Source organism: Shinella zoogloeoides (genome assembly GCF_020883495.1).
Lineage (GTDB): Bacteria > Pseudomonadota > Alphaproteobacteria > Rhizobiales > Rhizobiaceae > Shinella > Shinella zoogloeoides.
In genome coordinates, this window is record NZ_CP086610.1 from 905,832 (window position 1) to 922,323 (window position 16,492).

18 protein-coding genes are annotated in these 16,492 nt (G+C 65.7%); 13 read left to right on the plus strand and 5 right to left on the minus strand.

The genetic code is table 11. The features are described 5' to 3' along the window. The first annotated feature begins 20 nt into the window (after positions 1-20). Together K8M09_RS04510 and K8M09_RS23635 are read left to right on the plus strand one after the other, a co-directional pair. The gene (locus tag K8M09_RS04510; protein WP_160785605.1) at positions 21-392 is read left to right on the plus strand and encodes a DUF1491 family protein; all 372 of its coding nucleotides are present in this window, start codon (positions 21-23) and stop codon (positions 390-392) included. Positions 393-740: 348 nt separating this feature from the next. Beyond that, positions 741-872 (plus strand): hypothetical protein, encoded by a 132-nt coding sequence (locus K8M09_RS23635; protein ID WP_267500181.1) that lies wholly within the window; start codon positions 741-743, stop codon positions 870-872. A 4-nt stretch (positions 873-876) separates the two neighbouring features. Here K8M09_RS23635 and K8M09_RS04515 read toward each other — a convergent pair whose 3' ends face one another. After that, on the minus strand, positions 877-1,770 hold the full coding sequence (locus K8M09_RS04515) for a hypothetical protein (RefSeq protein ID WP_160785606.1): 894 nt from the start codon (positions 1,768-1,770) through the stop codon (positions 877-879). 525 nt (positions 1,771-2,295) lie between these two features. Here K8M09_RS04515 and K8M09_RS04520 point away from each other — a divergent pair. From K8M09_RS04520 to K8M09_RS04530, 3 genes are all read left to right on the plus strand, one after another. After that, on the plus strand, positions 2,296-2,763 hold the full coding sequence (locus K8M09_RS04520) for a hypothetical protein (protein ID WP_160785607.1): 468 nt from the start codon (positions 2,296-2,298) through the stop codon (positions 2,761-2,763). Positions 2,764-2,973: 210 nt separating this feature from the next. After that, a complete protein-coding gene (locus K8M09_RS04525; protein ID WP_229342150.1) occupies positions 2,974-3,543 on the plus strand; it encodes a hypothetical protein in 570 nt (189 codons plus the stop codon). Positions 3,544-4,580: 1,037 nt separating this feature from the next. Then, entirely contained in the window at positions 4,581-4,769 is a 189-nt protein-coding gene (locus tag K8M09_RS04530; RefSeq protein WP_170299439.1) for a hypothetical protein, read from the plus strand. A 112-nt stretch (positions 4,770-4,881) separates the two neighbouring features. On the opposite strand, the gene K8M09_RS04535 is transcribed toward K8M09_RS04530, so the two are convergent. The 3 genes from K8M09_RS04535 to K8M09_RS04545 all read right to left on the minus strand — a co-directional run bounded on the left by K8M09_RS04535 (position 4,882) and on the right by K8M09_RS04545 (position 8,393). Beyond that, complete coding sequence (locus K8M09_RS04535) at positions 4,882-5,433, minus strand: DUF1254 domain-containing protein (protein ID WP_160785609.1); 552 nt, start codon at positions 5,431-5,433, stop codon at positions 4,882-4,884. Continuing rightward, positions 5,426-6,019, minus strand: coding sequence for a DUF1214 domain-containing protein (locus K8M09_RS04540; protein ID WP_160785610.1), 594 nt, complete (start codon positions 6,017-6,019; stop codon positions 5,426-5,428). Before K8M09_RS04540 ends, K8M09_RS04535 begins: the two co-directional genes overlap by 8 nt. Before the next feature lie 187 nt (positions 6,020-6,206). Next, positions 6,207-8,393 (minus strand): transglycosylase domain-containing protein, encoded by a 2,187-nt coding sequence (locus tag K8M09_RS04545; protein WP_160785611.1) that lies wholly within the window; start codon positions 8,391-8,393, stop codon positions 6,207-6,209. A gap of 167 nt (positions 8,394-8,560) precedes the next feature. Here K8M09_RS04545 and K8M09_RS04550 point away from each other — a divergent pair, with 167 nt between their 5' ends. Then, positions 8,561-9,046 carry a YcgN family cysteine cluster protein gene (locus K8M09_RS04550; RefSeq protein WP_229342152.1) on the plus strand — a complete coding sequence of 162 codons (486 nt, stop codon included), beginning with the start codon at positions 8,561-8,563 and terminating at the stop codon, positions 9,044-9,046. A gap of 7 nt (positions 9,047-9,053) precedes the next feature. Here K8M09_RS04550 and K8M09_RS04555 read toward each other — a convergent pair whose 3' ends face one another. Then, complete coding sequence (locus K8M09_RS04555; RefSeq protein ID WP_160785612.1) at positions 9,054-9,386, minus strand: MmcQ/YjbR family DNA-binding protein; 333 nt, start codon at positions 9,384-9,386, stop codon at positions 9,054-9,056. 248 nt (positions 9,387-9,634) lie between these two features. On the opposite strand from K8M09_RS04555, the gene K8M09_RS04560 reads away from it, so the two are divergent. The 7 genes from K8M09_RS04560 (at position 9,635) to K8M09_RS04590 (ending at position 16,234) form a co-directional block, all read left to right on the plus strand. After that, positions 9,635-10,174, plus strand: coding sequence for a hypothetical protein (locus K8M09_RS04560; protein WP_160785613.1), 540 nt, complete (start codon positions 9,635-9,637; stop codon positions 10,172-10,174). Between the two features lie 367 nt (positions 10,175-10,541). Next, on the plus strand, positions 10,542-11,774 hold the full coding sequence (locus tag K8M09_RS04565; protein WP_160785614.1) for a DNA-packaging protein: 1,233 nt from the start codon (positions 10,542-10,544) through the stop codon (positions 11,772-11,774). Between the two features lie 2 nt (positions 11,775-11,776). After that, positions 11,777-12,388, plus strand: a complete 612-nt coding sequence (locus tag K8M09_RS04570) for a glycoside hydrolase family 19 protein (RefSeq protein WP_160785615.1) — start codon at positions 11,777-11,779, stop codon at positions 12,386-12,388. Between the two features lie 208 nt (positions 12,389-12,596). Beyond that, positions 12,597-13,733, plus strand: coding sequence for a phage portal protein (locus K8M09_RS04575; RefSeq protein WP_160785616.1), 1,137 nt, complete (start codon positions 12,597-12,599; stop codon positions 13,731-13,733). A 240-nt stretch (positions 13,734-13,973) separates the two neighbouring features. Beyond that, entirely contained in the window at positions 13,974-14,282 is a 309-nt protein-coding gene (locus K8M09_RS04580) for a DUF6107 family protein (protein ID WP_160785617.1), read from the plus strand. Positions 14,283-14,408: 126 nt separating this feature from the next. Beyond that, on the plus strand, positions 14,409-14,969 hold the full coding sequence (locus tag K8M09_RS04585) for an HK97 family phage prohead protease (RefSeq protein ID WP_160785618.1): 561 nt from the start codon (positions 14,409-14,411) through the stop codon (positions 14,967-14,969). Positions 14,970-14,983: 14 nt separating this feature from the next. Continuing rightward, complete coding sequence (locus K8M09_RS04590) at positions 14,984-16,234, plus strand: phage major capsid protein (RefSeq protein WP_160785619.1); 1,251 nt, start codon at positions 14,984-14,986, stop codon at positions 16,232-16,234. Positions 16,235-16,492: the final 258 nt, after the last annotated feature.

Below are 16,492 nucleotides of genomic sequence, written 5' to 3' on the forward strand. Positions count from 1 at the left end.
CCGCCGTGTATGCCGCCGTCATGCGCCTTCGTACCGACATTTTCGTTTCCGCCCTGATGCGCCGCGTCTTCGCGCGCGGCGATTTCGCCGCCGTGGAGGCGAAGGGCGCGGAGGAGGCGGGGGCCGTGTTCGTGCGGCAGGTCTTCCGCGACGGCACGGAAAGCCTTTTCGCGCCCGCGCCGCAGAGTTTCTTCGAAGCGGACGAAAGCGGGCGGCGGCTGTTCGAGGCGCGGCTGGAGCGCGTGGGGAGCGACGCGGTGGCCGAGGCCATCGGCCGGGAGCGGCGCTTCGACGGGGATCTCTGGGTGGTTTCCATCGAGACGGACGATCTTGGGGATATTCTCGATTTTGCCGGCGCGGAGCCGAAGGACGACGGGTTCTTCCGGCGGTAGGGGGCTCTCCACAGGGCCGGGCCACCGCCTATGGAATTCAGCCTTGCTGTTTTCCCTTCTCCCCTTGGGGAGAAGGTGGCCCGAAGGGTCGGATGAGGGGGCGACGCAACCCGCAATCCTTGCCGTTCCTGCCTTCGCCATCCCCCTCATCCGCCTGCCGGCACCTTCTCCCCGAGGGGAGAAGGGGGATGGGGCGGGCTTTTGCCTCATATGCGGGAGCCACAAGGGAGATGCCGGCAGGCAGTGGGGTGTGCCGGCGTTCCCTCGGGAACAGCCGCGCGCGCCGCATCATGGGAAAAGGGTTTCGGCACAGGCGGCGACCTGTGCGGCAAACCCTGGAGAACCCCCATGTTTATCGTGCTGCCTGCCCTTGCACTGTTGATTTCGGGAATGTTCGTGGCGACGACGCTGGCCGCGCTTTCGGCCGGGCGTCAGGAAGACGCGGCGGTTCGTGCGCCGGCAAGGCGGCGGGTCTTCTGACGGCTCAGCCGGCGGCGCGTTTGTGGCCGGCGGCGGACCGGTCCTGCGGCGCGTCGTCGGCATTGGCCGCCTTCGGCAGGCCGTCGCCGCTTGTATAGCTATCGGCCCTCTGCCAGCTTTCGACCCGGCGGGTCGCCTCGGCGGGGTCCAGCGCGGCGAGCAGCGTTTGCGCGCCCCCTTCGGCCAGATGCGGATAGATCGCCTTCAGCACGAAGAGCGCATCGGCCTGCGGCACTTCCAGCGCCAGCAGCGTTTCAGCAAGCTGCCGTCCCGACACGTCGAGCAGGATGCGCTCCGACAGCCATTGGCTGGAGGCGAGCGCATCGGCAAGCGCGACGGCGATCATGCCGGTTTCCCCCTCGCGCGCGAAACGCACGAACAGCACCTGATGCATGACGCTCGCCGGCTCCAGCCGGACGGGCGTTTCGACGATCGGGGTGGCGGCGCGCATGAGGGCGCGCAGTTCCTCGCGCACGCGCTCTTCCCGTTCCAGGCGGGCGGCTTCCGCAAGCGCGGCCGCGCGGTCCTCGCCGGTGCGGCGGCTGGCATGGTCCTGATAGGTGCCGACCAGCGCCTCGACGACGATGGGTGACAGGTCGTCGCGCCGGCCGATGGCGTGGGCATGCTCGGGGCCGGTCGTGCGCAGGATGCGCATCAGCGTGACATCGCCGATGGCCCGTGACCCCATGAGGAAGATGGCGGCGGTGCTTATGGGCTGGCGGGCGATGAAGAGGGCGGTTTCCTCCGGCACCTGCGGGCAGCGCGAGAGCGCGGCGACGGCCTGCCGGCGCGCCTCCTCGGTGGAGGCGGCATAGAGCTGCTCGAAGAGTTCACCGAACTGGGCAAGGTCCGATTTCGAGGGGAAGCGCAGGCTCTCGAAGCTGGACACCGTGGCCATCAGAACGATGTCCTTCGGCCGCCCTGCCTGCGGTCTCTCCAGTTCGCGAAACCTGTCCGCCACAAAACACCTGTCATCCCCGGACCGGCAGCCCCCTGCCGACCCCTGCTGTCATTCATGAAAACTAGAGGAAAAACCTTAGCGAGCCGTTAACCTTGCTCGCGCGGAAATGGCAATGAATACAATGAAATCCACCCTGCCGCATCGCGGCGGCGGCGCGCCCTTGCAAGGTTTTGGGACAGGCGGCCGGTGCTGGCTGTGGATTACGCGGAAAAGCGACGGTTTCATTTCCGCTTTATAATTTAGGTCATACTAATGCCAAACTTGGCCACTCTTTCCCATCCCCGCGTGCACCTGCCCTAGTATTGTGTTCTGCCGCACGGCTGTTTGCCATGCGGTTGTGGAGCAACGCGAGAAGACCGGCAAGATTTTGCCGATCCATGTCAACGGGCGGGCATCGTGCCCCATACATTAACGGGAATTTTAGATATGACTGATAGATGTCTCGCAAACGGAGACACTCTCATGAAGCGGACTGCCGGCATTGCTCGCACTGTTTCCATCGCCCTCGCGGCTCTCGCAACGACGGCCGTGACGGCCGGCGCGGTATCGGAGGCTCCGAGCTTCTATACGGTGCGCAACGACCACGGCGGCGTCATCGTCGATTACGCCATCAAGGCGGCGCAGCTTGAACAGACCGGACAGACGGTCAAGTTCGCCGGCCGCTGCGATTCGGCCTGCACGCTCTATCTCGGTATCAGCGAAGACCAGCTCTGCGTGACCCCTTCGGCGCGCTTCGGCTTCCACCTGCCGTTCGGCAGTTCCTCGCAGGGCAACCGGTTCGCCACGACCTATCTGCTGAAAAAATACCCCCGCTGGGTTATCGGCTGGCTGAGGGACAATGGCGGGCTGAACCGCAACCTCAAGGTCATGCCCTATGAATATGTCAGCCAGCATATCAGGCCTTGCGACACGCAGGTCACGGATCTGTAAGCAGATCCGGTCTCCCGGGGAGACCGAGCCGCCGTCGTAAAAAGGCAGGGCTGCCAGTTTCGAGAACGGAAGAGGCCAAGGGACGGATGTCCCTTGGCCTTTTTTGCTGTGCCCAGTAGGGCGTAGGCGCTTCTACGACTAGTCGTCGTTGTTTCCGCCCTGGCCGCCATGGCCGCCCTTGCCGCCATGGTCACCGTCGCCGTGGCCGCCATGGTTGCCATTGTTGCCGCCATGGTTGCCGTTGTTTCCGCCATGATGACCATCGTTGCCGCCATGGTTGCCGCCACCACTGTGATTGCCGCCACCGCCATGGTTGCCGCCACCACCGTGGTTGCCGCCACCGCCATGGTTGCCGCCACCACCGTGGTTACCGCCACCGCCATGGTTGCCGCCACCACCGTGGTTGCCGCCACCGCCATGGTTGTCACCACCGCCGTGGTTGCCGCCACCACCGTGGTTGCCGCCACCGCCATGGTTGCCGCCACCGCCATGGTTGCCGCCACCACCGTGGTTGCCGCCGCCGCCATGGTTACCACCACCGCCGTGGTTACCGCCACCGTCATGGCCTCCACCGTCATGACCGCCGCCGCCGTGGCCGTGACCGCCACCACCGTGGCCGTGGCCGCCATGGCCGTGCCCGTGACCGTGGCCATGACCGTGCCCATGCCAGCCATCGTAGTCACCGCGACCGGGAGGGTCATCGTCGTCGCCGTTACCGTTGCCCGTGTTGCCGGTCTGCGCCACGCGCGTGAAGCCGGCTGTGGTGCTGGTGCCAGGTGAAAGGACAACGGCAGTCGATGCAAGAGCGCTGCACGCCGTCATTTCATTCTTGAACCGCCGCTGTACATCCCGAAGCGCTGCCATGTCGCCGGAGGCGAGCGCTGCTTCGCAGGCCGCTTCGGCGCGGCCTTGCCTCGTCATTTGTGCATCGGCGTAAGTAGTATACAAGCCAACGCAGGCCGCAACTGTAGTTGCGGAGAACAGGATTCTACGCGAAAACATGATTGATCCTCTCAGTGTTGATATAGAATATGAAACGTCACCTTCTTTTTCGTGTGGCGTTAACGGTACATTAGCCATTCTTAATTGAGAATTCAATTTCATAAGCAATGGCTTGGAAAAAGGAAAATGGATTTTTATTTGGAAATACCCCCACAATATTCTGAAGATTGCCGTTTTATATTTAAGTATTAGAGACGGTGAATTTATGTCTATTTTTGAGAATGGCGCGCGTTATTCCATGTATTCTGACTGGATATATTAAATTAGAAATACATAATATATGTGAGTGTCGAGCGTGGGCGGGGCGACGCAATCATGGCGCCCGGAAGTGCCATCCCGTCATTTGCGAAGTATGTATATCTAAATTAGTAATTGCTTTCGTTATTCGCGCAGAAGGACCAAAACCGGGGGGACGGCACAAGGCCGTGTTCCGCGCGGAACAGCGGGAAGGGGCGTTCCGGTGCATGATTAACAGCATGTTAACCAGACAGTCGCTAGTTTTGGGGACATGGATCGGCTCGTCTATTGCATTGGACGTGCTATGATTCGACCATGGAAGCGGACGTTGCCGTCAGGCGCTGCCGTTTCGAAAGGGAAAGGTGCGATGTTCCGGATACCGGGCGGTCGCCAGACAACGTTTCGTGATTGGGGAACGTCTGGACCGCATCGCCGTTTTCCACCTGTATGCGACTGGGATGACAGCGTTCTCATGTCGCGTCCGGGTGACGGAACCGGATGCACCGGCCCGTTTCAGCGGGCAGGGTGAGATTTGTAAGAGTACTTCATCCGTCTCGATTCTTCTTTTGGAGGCGAGAATGGCAGACGTGGTACGATTGACCGAATGGCGCGCGCGCATGCCGAAGCGCGAGACCGTTCACCCCGAGGCTCCGGCCCGGATATTGCTCTTTACCGGCGTGCGCTACGAGCGCCTGACGCCCGCGACCCTTGCCCCGCGCGGCAAGGCGGGCAAGCGCGGCGTTTCGGATACCGCCCGGCGCAAATAGAGTTTTGCGACCGCCGCATGGCGGCGGTCGGGCGCGGTCCGGTGACGGGCGCGCGCCGTCACAATGCCGCGCGGCCGCGCTTCACGCCTGCCGCCGGATGTTTTCCTGTCGATTACTGATCCGCCGTGAAGGCTTCGCAGCTCGCATCCGCAAGGAAGGCGGTTGCTGCTTCCTGCCGGCTCTGCGTGGGCACGAAGGTACGCAGCACTGCGTAGCCTTCCTCTCCTCGCATTTCCACGAGGATCGACTGCTCCAACTCCGCCGGCACTGCCTTGCGGATGCCGATGAGCTGGATGGGCGTGGCGATCAGCGTATCCAGCGCGCCGGAGACCGAGGTGCGGTCGTTCATGCTGAAGACCTCGTTGGAGGCCTCGTCGTAGACCGCCAGCGACCAGAAGGGCACGTCGCCATCCGCAAACAGCCGGATGGGGCCATTCTCCACCGAGAAGGTGCAGACCGCCGTCTTCATGGCGGGATCGTCGTTGATCGGCGCGAGCGTGTTGCCCTCGCTGGCAAGCGGGAAGAAACGGTTCGCCTCGCCGAAGGCCTGCACCCGCGTATAGGCGTCGCGGCCGGTGAAGCTCGGCAGGGAGAGGATGATGACGATGTGCAGCAGCGCCGCGCCGACGAGGCCGATGGCGATGGCATAGAGGAAACTACGCATCGGCGCAGTCCAGGCGGGTGATACCGGGCATGGCAAGGTCGATGACGCCCGAGCTGCCGGCGGTCGGCGTGTCGAGCAGCGTCATGACGAGGAGGAAGGGCGCCCTGCCTTCCGGTATCGCCAGCCAGTTGCCCGGCATGGCGGAGGAGGCGATGCGGATGGAGAAATTGCCGTCGGCGCCGCGCAGGGCCGACCAGGCATTGAGGCCCGTCGGCACGTCCGGGTTCGCGCCCGGCAGCGGGTTGCCGTTGCGGTCGGCCGCATGCAGCGTCCACAGGCGGGCAGGGGGCGTTATGCCGGCGATCTCGTAGCGGCAGTTCGTGACCAGCCGGCGGTTGTCGCTATCGGTGGCGGCGGTGAAGGTGAGGCCCTCCGCCCCGCCGAGCAGCAGCCTGCCGTCGCGCGCCCGGTGGGCTTTCGCGTAAGGATCCGCATCGACCGTCTGGGCGGCGGGAAAGGCCGCCCAAGGCCCGAGCGCGATGGCGCCGAAGCCGACCGTCGCGCGCAGCGCATAGACCGAGCTCAGGATGCCGAGGCCGAAGGTGACGGCGAGCGCTGTGGCGATGAGGAGGGGCGTGCGGAACAAGACGATCGACCGTTGGAATCAGCTGGAGTTTGTCAGGGAGAAGTGGACCCCGGTTTTCCCGACAAGACGAACGAAAACAAAAAGCAGTTCCAGCAAAAGGGCGAAGCGGTTTTGCGTTCGGAATTGCTTCGAAACGAAGAGATAGAGCGTTTTTGCGATTCGGAGAAACGCGGAAATGCTCTGCCTGTCACTCTGTCCGCTTCGCCGGAGCAAGGTCAAGCGTCCCGTGGAGGGCGGCCACCCAGCCATCCGGCTTCAGCGGCGTCGCTTCATTGAGCTGGCGGGCGACATCCTTGAGGAGTTTCGTGACATCGGAGGAGAGCGAGCGCGGCCGCACGAGCGCCGGCAGCGGGTTGTCGTCGCTCGGCGCGGCGGCGGCGACCTCCGTCGCCTTCGTGCCGTCCGGCAGCGGATTGTCGATGCCGGGGATGGCGCGCAGCTCGATGCCCTGGTGGGCGTAGTCCATCAGGCGCTTGAAGGTCATGGCGGGCAGCGAGCCGCCGGTCATGTTGTTGGTCGAGGTATAGTCGTCGTTGCCGAACCAGACGGCGGCCGTGTAATTGCCGGTGAAACCGACATACCAGGCGTCGCGATAGGCCTGCGTCGTGCCCGTCTTGCCGCCCGACACGATGCCGCGGTCGAGCGCGCCGCGCCTTGCGGTGCCGCTGACGGGGATGGTGACGAAGATGCGGTTCATCGAGGAATTCGCCCCTTCCGAAAGGATGCGCTGTGCCGGCGGTTCGTCGCGGCCGAAGTCGTAGAGGATGTCGCCGTCGTAATTGATGATCTGGCTGATGCCATGGCGGCGCGCGCCGACGCCGCCTGCCGGGAAGACGCCATAGGCCGTCGCCTGATCCAGTACGGTGACCTCGGAGGTGCCGAGCGGCATGGTCTTGTCGGTGCGTAGCGGCGTTTCCACGCCCATCTGCCTGGCGAGCTCGGCGATGCGCTTGGTGCCGAGCTTGTCCTTGGCAAGGCGCACCGGCACGGTGTTGATGGATTTCGCCATGGCCGTCATCAGCGTGATGCGGCCGGCATAGCTGCGGCCGTAGTTCTGCGGCGACCAGCCGCCCCAACTGATCGGCGCGTCGACGATGGTCGTCTCCGGCGTCATGCCGGCTTCCATGGCGGCGGCATAGGTATAGGCCTTGAAGGAGGAACCGGGCTGGCGCAGCGCGCGCGTCGCGCGGTTGAACTGGCTTTCGCCATAGTCGCGCCCGCCCACCATGGCGCGCACGGCCCCGCCGTTCTCCATCATCACCAGCGCGCCCTGCTTGACGCGGTAGCTCTCGCCATACTGGCGAAGGCCGCTTTCCACCGCCTCCTCGGCGGCGGCCTGCAGGCCCATGTCGATGGTGGTGCGCACGACGAGCGAATGCTGCGAGAAAGGCTTGGCGATGCGCTGAACCTCGTCGAAGGCCCAGTCGAGGAAGAAATCGGGCGCGGTCTTCTCGTTGCGGTCGATGACGGAGGCGGGGTTGCGCCGCGCGGCGATCACCTGGCCCTCGGTCATCAGCCCGCCCTGCACGAGATTGGTCAGCACCTCGTTGGCGCGGGCGCGGGCGGCCGGCAGGTTGACGTGCGGCGCGTAGCGCGCGGGGGCCTTGAAGAGACCGGCGAGCATGGCGGATTCGGCAAGGTTCACCTCGGTGACGTTCTTGCCGAAATAGAACTGCGCCGCCGCCGCCGCGCCGAAGGTGCCGCCGCCCATATAGGCGCGGTCGAGGTAAAGACGCAGAATCTCCTTCTTGGAGAGGTTGGCTTCCAGCCAGAGGGCGAGGAAGGCCTCCTTGATCTTGCGCTCGATGGTGCGCTCGTTGGACAGGAAGAGGTTTTTCGCAAGCTGCTGGGTGAGGGTGGAGCCACCCTGCACGACGCCGCCGGCGCGGGCATTCTCGTTCACGGCGCGGGCAAGGCCGAGGAAATCGATGCCGAAATGGGTGAAGAAGCGGCGGTCTTCCGTCGCCAGAACGGCCTTGATCAGATGGTCGGGCAGTTCGTCGATCGGGACGGAATCCTCGTGGATGATGCCGCGATGGCCGATCTCGTTGCCGTAGCGGTCGAGGAAGGTGACGGCGAAATCGCTCTGGGCGCGCCAGTCGCCCTTGGTCTCCTCGAAGGCGGGCAAAGCGAGCGCCAGCAGCAGCACGAAGCCGGCCGTGCCGAGGTTCATGCCTTCGCCGGCCACCTCGAAGACCGCCTTCTTCCAGCCCTTCACATGGAAGCGGCGGGAAAAGATGGTGATCTCCTCCCAGATTTCCGAGGCGCGGAAGCCGGCGTTCCAGACCGTGGAATCGATCCAGGAATCGAGGCGCAGGAAGAAGTGCCGCTTGCGGCGGCGGGGCTTTTGCGGCTGCAGGTCTTCGTCTTCCACGGTCGCGGTCTCTCGGGTTCGGGCGGCACGAAATTGCCCGCTGCCGGTTAACGTCTTCTCACCACCGGCTTATTCCGGCACGATATCAGTCTTTTGAAGGCAGCAGAACGGTTTTCGCGGGGGCGGCGGCTCTTGACCTTTGCCGGGAAGGGGTTCAGGGGTCGGGCATGACGACGAAGAATGCCGAAATGCCGGGCGACCTGCCGTTCTGGAAGGTCAAGACGCTCGGGGAGATGAACGACGCGGAGTGGGAAAGCCTCTGCGACGGCTGCGGGCTCTGTTGCCTCAACAAGCTGGAGGACTGGGAGACGGGCGAGATCGCCTGGACCTCCATCCGCTGCGTGCTGCTGGACGGGGAAAGCTGTCGCTGCTCGGACTACGAGAACCGGCAGGCGACCGTGCCGGACTGTATCCGCCTAACGGTGGAGAGCGTCTCGACCATTTCCTGGCTGCCGCCGACCTGCGGTTACCGGCTGATCCGCGATGGGCACGACCTCTACTGGTGGCATCCGCTGGTTTCCGGCGATCCCGATACCGTGCATCAGGCTGGCATCTCCGCCCGCGGGCGCACGATCAGCGAAGAGGGCATCGATATCGACGATTACGAGGATTATCTCGTGACCTGGCCGATGGAAGTGGGTGAGGAGAAGTAGCGCCGGCTCAGTGGAGGCTTGGCGTGACCAGCCGCTTCGGCGCGACATTGCGCCAGGCGGCGGCGATGAGTTCACGCACCCGCTCGCCATCCGCGCCATCGAAATAGACCGACGTCCAGCCCTTGCGGCCCCAGCCGCCGGGCACGGGCGCGCAAAGGCCGGGGTCGGTCTCCATCACCATCGATTGCTGGTCGGGCGTGAACTTGAGGACGGCGCGTCCCGGGTCCGGCAGGGACATGAATATCTTCTCGCCCACCCGGAAGTCCCGCTTGCCGAAATGGGCGTTTTCCTGCGCTCCGGGCATGCCGAGCGCCATCGTGACGAGGTCGTCGGATATCATCCCGGGAGGATAGCACCGAATGGGGTGGCGGAAAAGTTTTCGCAAAAAATAGGAAAATAGTCCTTGACGGCGTTACGGTCGTCTGGTAGGGTTATGGCATAGTCGGAAAGGTGCGGGCGGAGGGATCGCCGGGCTTTCCGGAGGCTGGAGGTTTTGGCGATATCCGCCCGCGGCCGGCTAGACAGAGAGATTTTTGACAGGCGCTCGTTCCATTCGGACCGGGCGCTTTTTTGTTTTCGGGTTTTGCGATGGAAACGGATCTGGCGATCGATATTTCGCTTTTCGGCGTTTCGCCGGAGATGGGCGTTTATGACGGGCTTTCGGCGTGCGGGGCCGGCTTTGCGGGCGGGGCGGCGGCGGTGCTGGATACCAAGGCGGCCGGGCCGGGCGATCCGTTTCTCGACATGCAGGCCATGCTTCTCGAAATGACCAAGGAGCTGCGCGAGCGCTTCCAGCGGTTCCAGAGCCAGAGGGGTCAGGCCGAGCGGGATGCGGACGACGCCGGCGACGAAGCCATGCGGAAGGTGGCGCAGACGGATGCGAAGGCGGCCATCGAGGCCGTGTCGCTGATCGTGCGCACGCTGGAGAAGATCGACAGCCTGCAGCGCACGCTGATCGCCGAGCGGACGGATACCGGGGAGCCGGAGGACGAGACGGCGCTGATCGAGGAATTCGACCGGCTGGTGGAGCAGCGCGTGAAGGAGCGGATGAATGCCGCCAAGACGGAATGGATGCGGGAAATCCGGGCTGGCGGCGATGCTGCCGCGGGACTGGAAGGCGGGCCGTAGGGAGCGGCGGGCCTGCCGGGCGATCGGCAAGAGGCTGGACGGGACGGTGAAGGCGGCGGCCGCGGGCTTGAGGATGATCGAGGAAGAGCGGGCGCGGGTAGGCTTGCTGGCGGCGGCCGATGTGTTGGAGGCGGGGTTGGGGCGGCGGAGGGGCGATGATGCTGGTGGCGCTGGTGAAGGTTGCCCCTCATCCCTCTGCCGGGACCTTCTCCTCGCAGGCGGGGAGAAGGGGATTGGGGAGATGTCCGATCCTCATGCGGCGGTCGATGGGGAGGCAGGCTTTGCATCCGTTCCTTCGCCCCGCTTGCGGGGAGAAGGTCTCGGCAGAGGGATGAGGGGGCGGCCTGAAACGCCTTCGCCCTTCGCAATGCGGATCGTTCCACGCAATCGGCGGCAGCTTGGCGGCTGGCACTTTACCCACCGTGACGCGCAGATGCCGCCACCGGGGGACTGGCGGGTGTGGCTGCTGATGGGCGGGCGCGGCTCGGGCAAGACGCGGGCGGGGGCGGAATGGGTGCATGCGCTGGCATTGGCGCGGCCGGAAAGCCGGATCGCGCTGGTGGCCGAGACGCTTGGCGATGCGCGTGAGGTGATGATCGACGGTGTTTCGGGCATCTGCCGTATCGCGGGGCGTCTGCGGCCGGAATTCGAGGCTTCGCGGCGGCGGCTCGTCTGGCCGAACGGATCTATCGGGCAGATCTTCTCCTCCGAGGACCCGGAGAGTTTGCGCGGGCCGCAGTTTCATTTCGCGTGGTGCGACGAACTCGGCAAATGGAAACATGCGCAGGAGACCTGGGACATGCTGCAATTCGGCCTGCGGCTCGGGGACGATCCGCGCGTGCTGGTGACGACGACGCCGCGGCCGGTGCGGCTGCTGCGGGCGCTGGCCGGCGATCCGGGAACGGCGGTGCGGCGCATTGCGACGGCGGAGAATATCGCGAACCTTTCGCCGGGATTCCTGAACGCCATGGCCGACCGCTACGGCGGCACGCGGCTGGGGCGGCAGGAACTGGACGGCGAGCTGATCGCCGACCGCGAGGATGCGTTGTGGAGCCGCGCGCGGCTGGAGGGTATCCGGCTGCGCCAGCCGGGGCCGCTGTCGCGCATCGTCGTGGCGGTCGATCCGCCGGCGACGGCGTCTGCGGCCTCGGTCTGCGGGATCGTGGTGGCGGGGCTGGATGGCGGCGGAAGAGCGGTGGTGCTGGCGGATTGTTCGGTGACGGGGGCGAGCCCCGCCGGTTGGGCGGGCGCGGTGGTGCGGGCCTTCCGGCGCTTCGATGCGGACCGGGTGGTGGCCGAGGTGAACCAGGGCGGCGACATGGTGACGGCGATGCTGAAGAGCGTCGACGCCAACCTGCCGGTCTCGACGGTGCGGGCGACGCGCGGGAAATTCCTGCGCGCGGAGCCGGTGGCGGCGCTCTACGAGCAGGGGCGGGTCGCCCATGCCGGGGCCTTTGCCGAGCTGGAGGACCAGATGTGCGATTTCGGGCCGGACGGGCTTTCCTCCGGCCGCTCGCCGGACCGGCTCGATGCGCTGGTCTGGGCGCTGACGGCGCTGGTGATCGACCGGCAGGGCGAGCCGCGGGTGCGGGGGATTTGACGATGGGGATCGACCGGAAGCGGTTTTTCGACGGCGTGCGCGGGACGCTCTATGGCGGGCGGCTGGGGCGCGGGCAGGTTGCGGGCATGACGGCGCTGCTCGACCGCTTCGAGCGGGGCGGTGAGACGGACGATCTGCGCTTCCTCGCCTATATGCTGGCGACGGCGCATCACGAGACGGGCGGGCGCATGCGGCCGGTGCGCGAGACCTTTGCCGCGACGGATGCGGTGGCGATTGCGCGGCTGGACAAGGCTTTTGCGGAGGGGCGGCTGCCGCAGGTTTCCGCGCCCTACTGGTGGCGGGACGAGGACGGACGGAGCTGGTTCGGGCGCGGGCTAGTGCAGATCACCCATCGGTGGAATTACGAGCGGCTTTCGGCACTGACGGGCATCGATCTCGTCGGGCGGCCGGAGCGGGCGATGGAGATGGCGGCGGCGGTGGAGATTCTCTTCGTCGGCATGTTGCAGGGCGCGTTTACGGGGCGGCGGCTGGCGGATCATTTTTCCGCCGGGCAGGACGACTGGGTGGGCGCGCGGCGGATTATCAACGGGGTTGACCGGGCGGAGCGGGTTGTCGGCTATGGGCGGGCGTTTCTTGTGGCGCTGGGTGGGTAGGCTGCCCCTCATCCGGCTGGTGCCACTTTCTCCCTGCAGGCGGGGAGAAGGGACTTGTGGAAGCGCTTTCCTTCCCAACGGCGCTGGTTGCCTGAAGGGCTGGTAGCCCCATCCCCTTCGCCCCGCTTGCGGGGAGAAGGTGGCGGCAGCCGGATGAGGGGCGATGCCTCCGCCGGCTTTCGTGTTTTTCACAACGATCGAGGACATCATGAAACTGCCATCCTTCCTCACGCGCCGCCGGCCGGCGGCGGTGGAAACCAAGGCGTCTGGCTTCTTCGCGCTGACGGCGGAGGGCCGGGCGCATTGGTCGAGCCGGTCCTATGCCTCGCTGTCGCGGGAGGGGTTCATGAAGAACCCGGTGGCGCATCGGGCGGTGCGCATGATCGCCGAGGCGGCGGCCTCGGTGCCGTGGCTCGCCTATGCCAGCGACGTGGAGCGGCCGGAGGATGCGCGGCTCGCGCTGCTGGCCCGGCCGAACGGGCGCATGGCGGGGACGGATTTCTTCGAGACGCTGTACGGGCATCTCCTGCTTTCCGGCAACGCCTTCGTCGAGGGGGTGCGGGTGGGGGAGGAGCTGCGCGAACTGCATCTGCTGCGGCCGGACCGGATGCGCATCGTCGAGGGGCGGGACGGATGGCCGGAGGCGTATGAGTACCGCACCGGCAATCATGTGCGCCGGCATGCGGCGGGCGAGGGGCAGGCGATCCTGCATCTGCGGCTCTTTCATCCACTCGATGACCAGCTCGGTTTTGCGCCGCTGGAGGCGGCGTCCATGGCGCTCGATCTCTCCAATGCGGCGGCGGTGTGGAACAAGGCGCTGCTCGACAATTCGGCGCGGCCTTCCGGTGCGCTCGTCTATCAGCCGAAGGAGGGGGGCAATCTTTCGCCCGACCAGTACGACCGGCTGAAGAGCGAATTGGAGGAGGGCTATTCCGGGCCGGCGCGGGCCGGGCGGCCGATGCTGCTGGAGGGCGGGCTGGACTGGAAGGCGATGGGGCTTTCGCCGCGCGAGATGGATTTCGTGGAGGCGAGGAACGGGGCGGCACGCGATATCGCGCTCGCTTTCGGCGTGCCGCCCATGCTGATCGGCATTCCCGGCGATGCGACCTATGCCAATTACCAGGAGGCCAACCGCGCCTTCTGGCGGCTGACCGTGCTGCCGTTGGTGAGCCGCACGGCGGCGTCCTTCGCGGCGTGGTTCTCCGAGGAGGGGGAGGCGCTGCGGCTGGCGGCGGATCTCGATCAGGTGAACGGGCTTGTGGCGGAGCGCTCCGAGCTTTGGGCGCGGGTGGGGGCGGCAGGGTTTTTGACGGATGAGGAGAAGCGGCGGGCGGTGGGGTATTGAGGTTGGGGTAAGCCACATCCCGATGCTGCGCAATTCCCATCGGAAAAACAGCGGCTTGAAATGGAAAGGTGAAGTTTCTTCCTGCGTTCCCGATTCAATTTCTGAAGACGTTGAATCGGTTTTCGAGCAAAGCGTCGCAAGGGATTCAAATGACTCAAGGAATGCCGCTGCCGGACCCGTATGTCCGCGCGCTTTTGGCCGTTCCTTCCGAATTTCCATAATAATCTGAAAGGCTTAACAATGGCTGACTTCGGAAACGATGGCGGGCTGTGGACGGCCCGTCTTGTCGGCGCATCGGCGGGCGCGGCCGTTTCGCTCATCTATCTCCTGCCGAGGAGCCGCCGGGAGGCGGGGTGCCGGTTCTTTACCGGGCTTGCCTGCGGCCTCGTCTTTGGCGGGCCGACGGGGCTCTGGATCGCGGTCCGGCTCGGCATCGTGGGCTATCTCGGGCCGGTGGAGGTGCTGCTGACGGGATCGGCGGCGGCCAGCCTTTCGGCCTGGTGGGGGCTGGGCGTGCTGGCGCGGATCGCGGAGCGGATGAGGCAATAGGGGGTAGCCAATAGGCAGTAGGCAATAGGCAGTAGGCAATAGGCAGTAGGGGTGGGCCTCGCTGCGTAGGTCCCTACTGCCTATTGGCTACTGCCTCTTTCCCCTTCCACATCATCGGAGACTTCCATGACTACCGACGACCTGCCGGTCTGGCGGACGAAGAAATATGCCGATCTGACGCTTGCGGGCGTTTCCGGCGACGGGGTGTTTTCCGGCTATGCCAGCCTGTTCGGCGAGGTGGACCTGAGCAAGGACGCCATTGCGCCGGGGGCTTTCGGTCCTTCGCTGAAAAAGCGCGGTGCGGCCGGAGTGCGCATGCTGTTCCAGCACGATCCGGCCGAGCCGATCGGCCGCTGGCGCACCATCCGCGAGGACGAGCGGGGGCTTTATGTCGAGGGCGTGCTGTCGCCTGGCGTCGCCCGGGCGCGCGAGGTGCTGCAACTCATGAAATCGGGGGCGCTCGACGGGCTTTCCATCGGCTTCCAGACGGTGCGTTCGAAGACCGACCGGGCAAGCGGCGTGCGCCGCATCCTGGAGGCGGATCTTTGGGAAATCTCGATCGTCACCTTTCCCATGCTGCCCTCGGCGCGGGTTTCGAACGTGAAGAATGCGCGGTGGTTCCGCGACCGGGAAACGGAACTGGTGCGCACCATGCGCCGGGCCGCCCGGATGATGATGCAACACTAACGGAGACGACAAGCATGACGGAGACGATGAAGACCGCGCCGGAAATCAAGGCCGTGCCGGAAACGATGACCGCCGCCTTCGAGGACTTCATGGGGGCTTTCGAGGCCTTCAAGGAGACGAACGACCGCAGGCTCGGCGAGATCGAGCAGAAACTGACGGCCGACGTGGTGACGCGCGACAAGGTGGACCGCATCAACCGCGCCATGGACGAGCACAAGCGCGTGCTCGACGGTCTGGCGCTGAAGAAGGCGCGTCCGGCGCTGGGCGGGGCGGGCGAGGGTTCGCCCGAGGCGGCCGAGCACAAGGCGGCCTTTTCCGCCTATATGCGCCGGGGCGACGAAAGTGCGCTGCGGGCGCTGGAGGGCAAGGCCATGTCGATCGGCTCGGCGGCCGATGGCGGCTATCTGGTGCCGCCGGAGACGGATGGCGAGATCGGCCGCAGGCTTTCCGCCGCCTCGCCGATCCGGGCGCTGGCGACGGTGCGGCAGGTCTCCGGCGCGGTGCTGAAGAAGCCCTTCGCGACTTCCGGCATGGCCTGCGGCTGGGTGGCGGAGGCGGCGGCGCGGCCGCAGACCAACGCGGCGCAGCTTGCCGAACTGTCTTTCCCGACCATGGAGCTTTACGCCATGCCGGCGGCGACGGCCGCGCTGCTCGACGACGCGGCGGTGGACGTGGAAAGCTGGATCGCCTCGGAGGTCGATATCGTCTTCGGCGAGCAGGAGGGCACGGCCTTTGTTTCCGGCGACGGCGTCAACAAGCCGAAAGGGTTCCTCAGCTATACGAATGTGGCCGATAGCGGCTGGAGCTGGGGCAATATCGGCTACATCGCCACGGGCGCGGCCGGGGCCTTCAAGGCGAACGGGCCGTCCGACACGCTGATCGATACGATCTATGCGCTGAAGGCGGGGCACCGGCACAATGCCAGCTTCGTGATGAACCGCAAGACGCAAGGGGCGATCCGCAAGTTCAAGGATGCGGACGGCAACTATCTCTGGCGTCCGCCGGCAACGCCCGGCCAGCCGGCCTCGCTGATGGGCTTCGCCATCGCCGAGGCGGAGGACATGCCGGATGTGGCGGCCGACAGCTTCTCCATCGCCTTCGGCGATTTCCGCGCGGGCTATCTCGTCGTCGACCGCACGGGCGTGCGCGTGCTGCGCGATCCCTACTCGGCCAAGCCCTATGTGCTGTTCTACACGACCAAGCGCGTCGGCGGCGGGGTGCAGAACTTCGAGGCGATCAAGCTGGTGAAGTTCGCGGCGAGCTGAGCGGCGGTTGCCAGCGCCTCCGCTCCCTCTCCCCGCTTGCGGGGAGAGGGCTGAGGTGAGGGGCGGCCCGGCATTGGGGCCTTGCTTGTGGTTACCCCTCATCCGCCTGCCGGCACCTTCTCCCCGCTTGCGGGGAGAAGGAATCGTGGGGCGACGGCTTCCTTTCACAATTTCCCTCATCCCGGCGGCCGTTCCCTGCCGCCGGGACCGCGGGCGCGGTTTTCCTCCCGGCCGCGCCCGCATTTCCTCCATCAGACA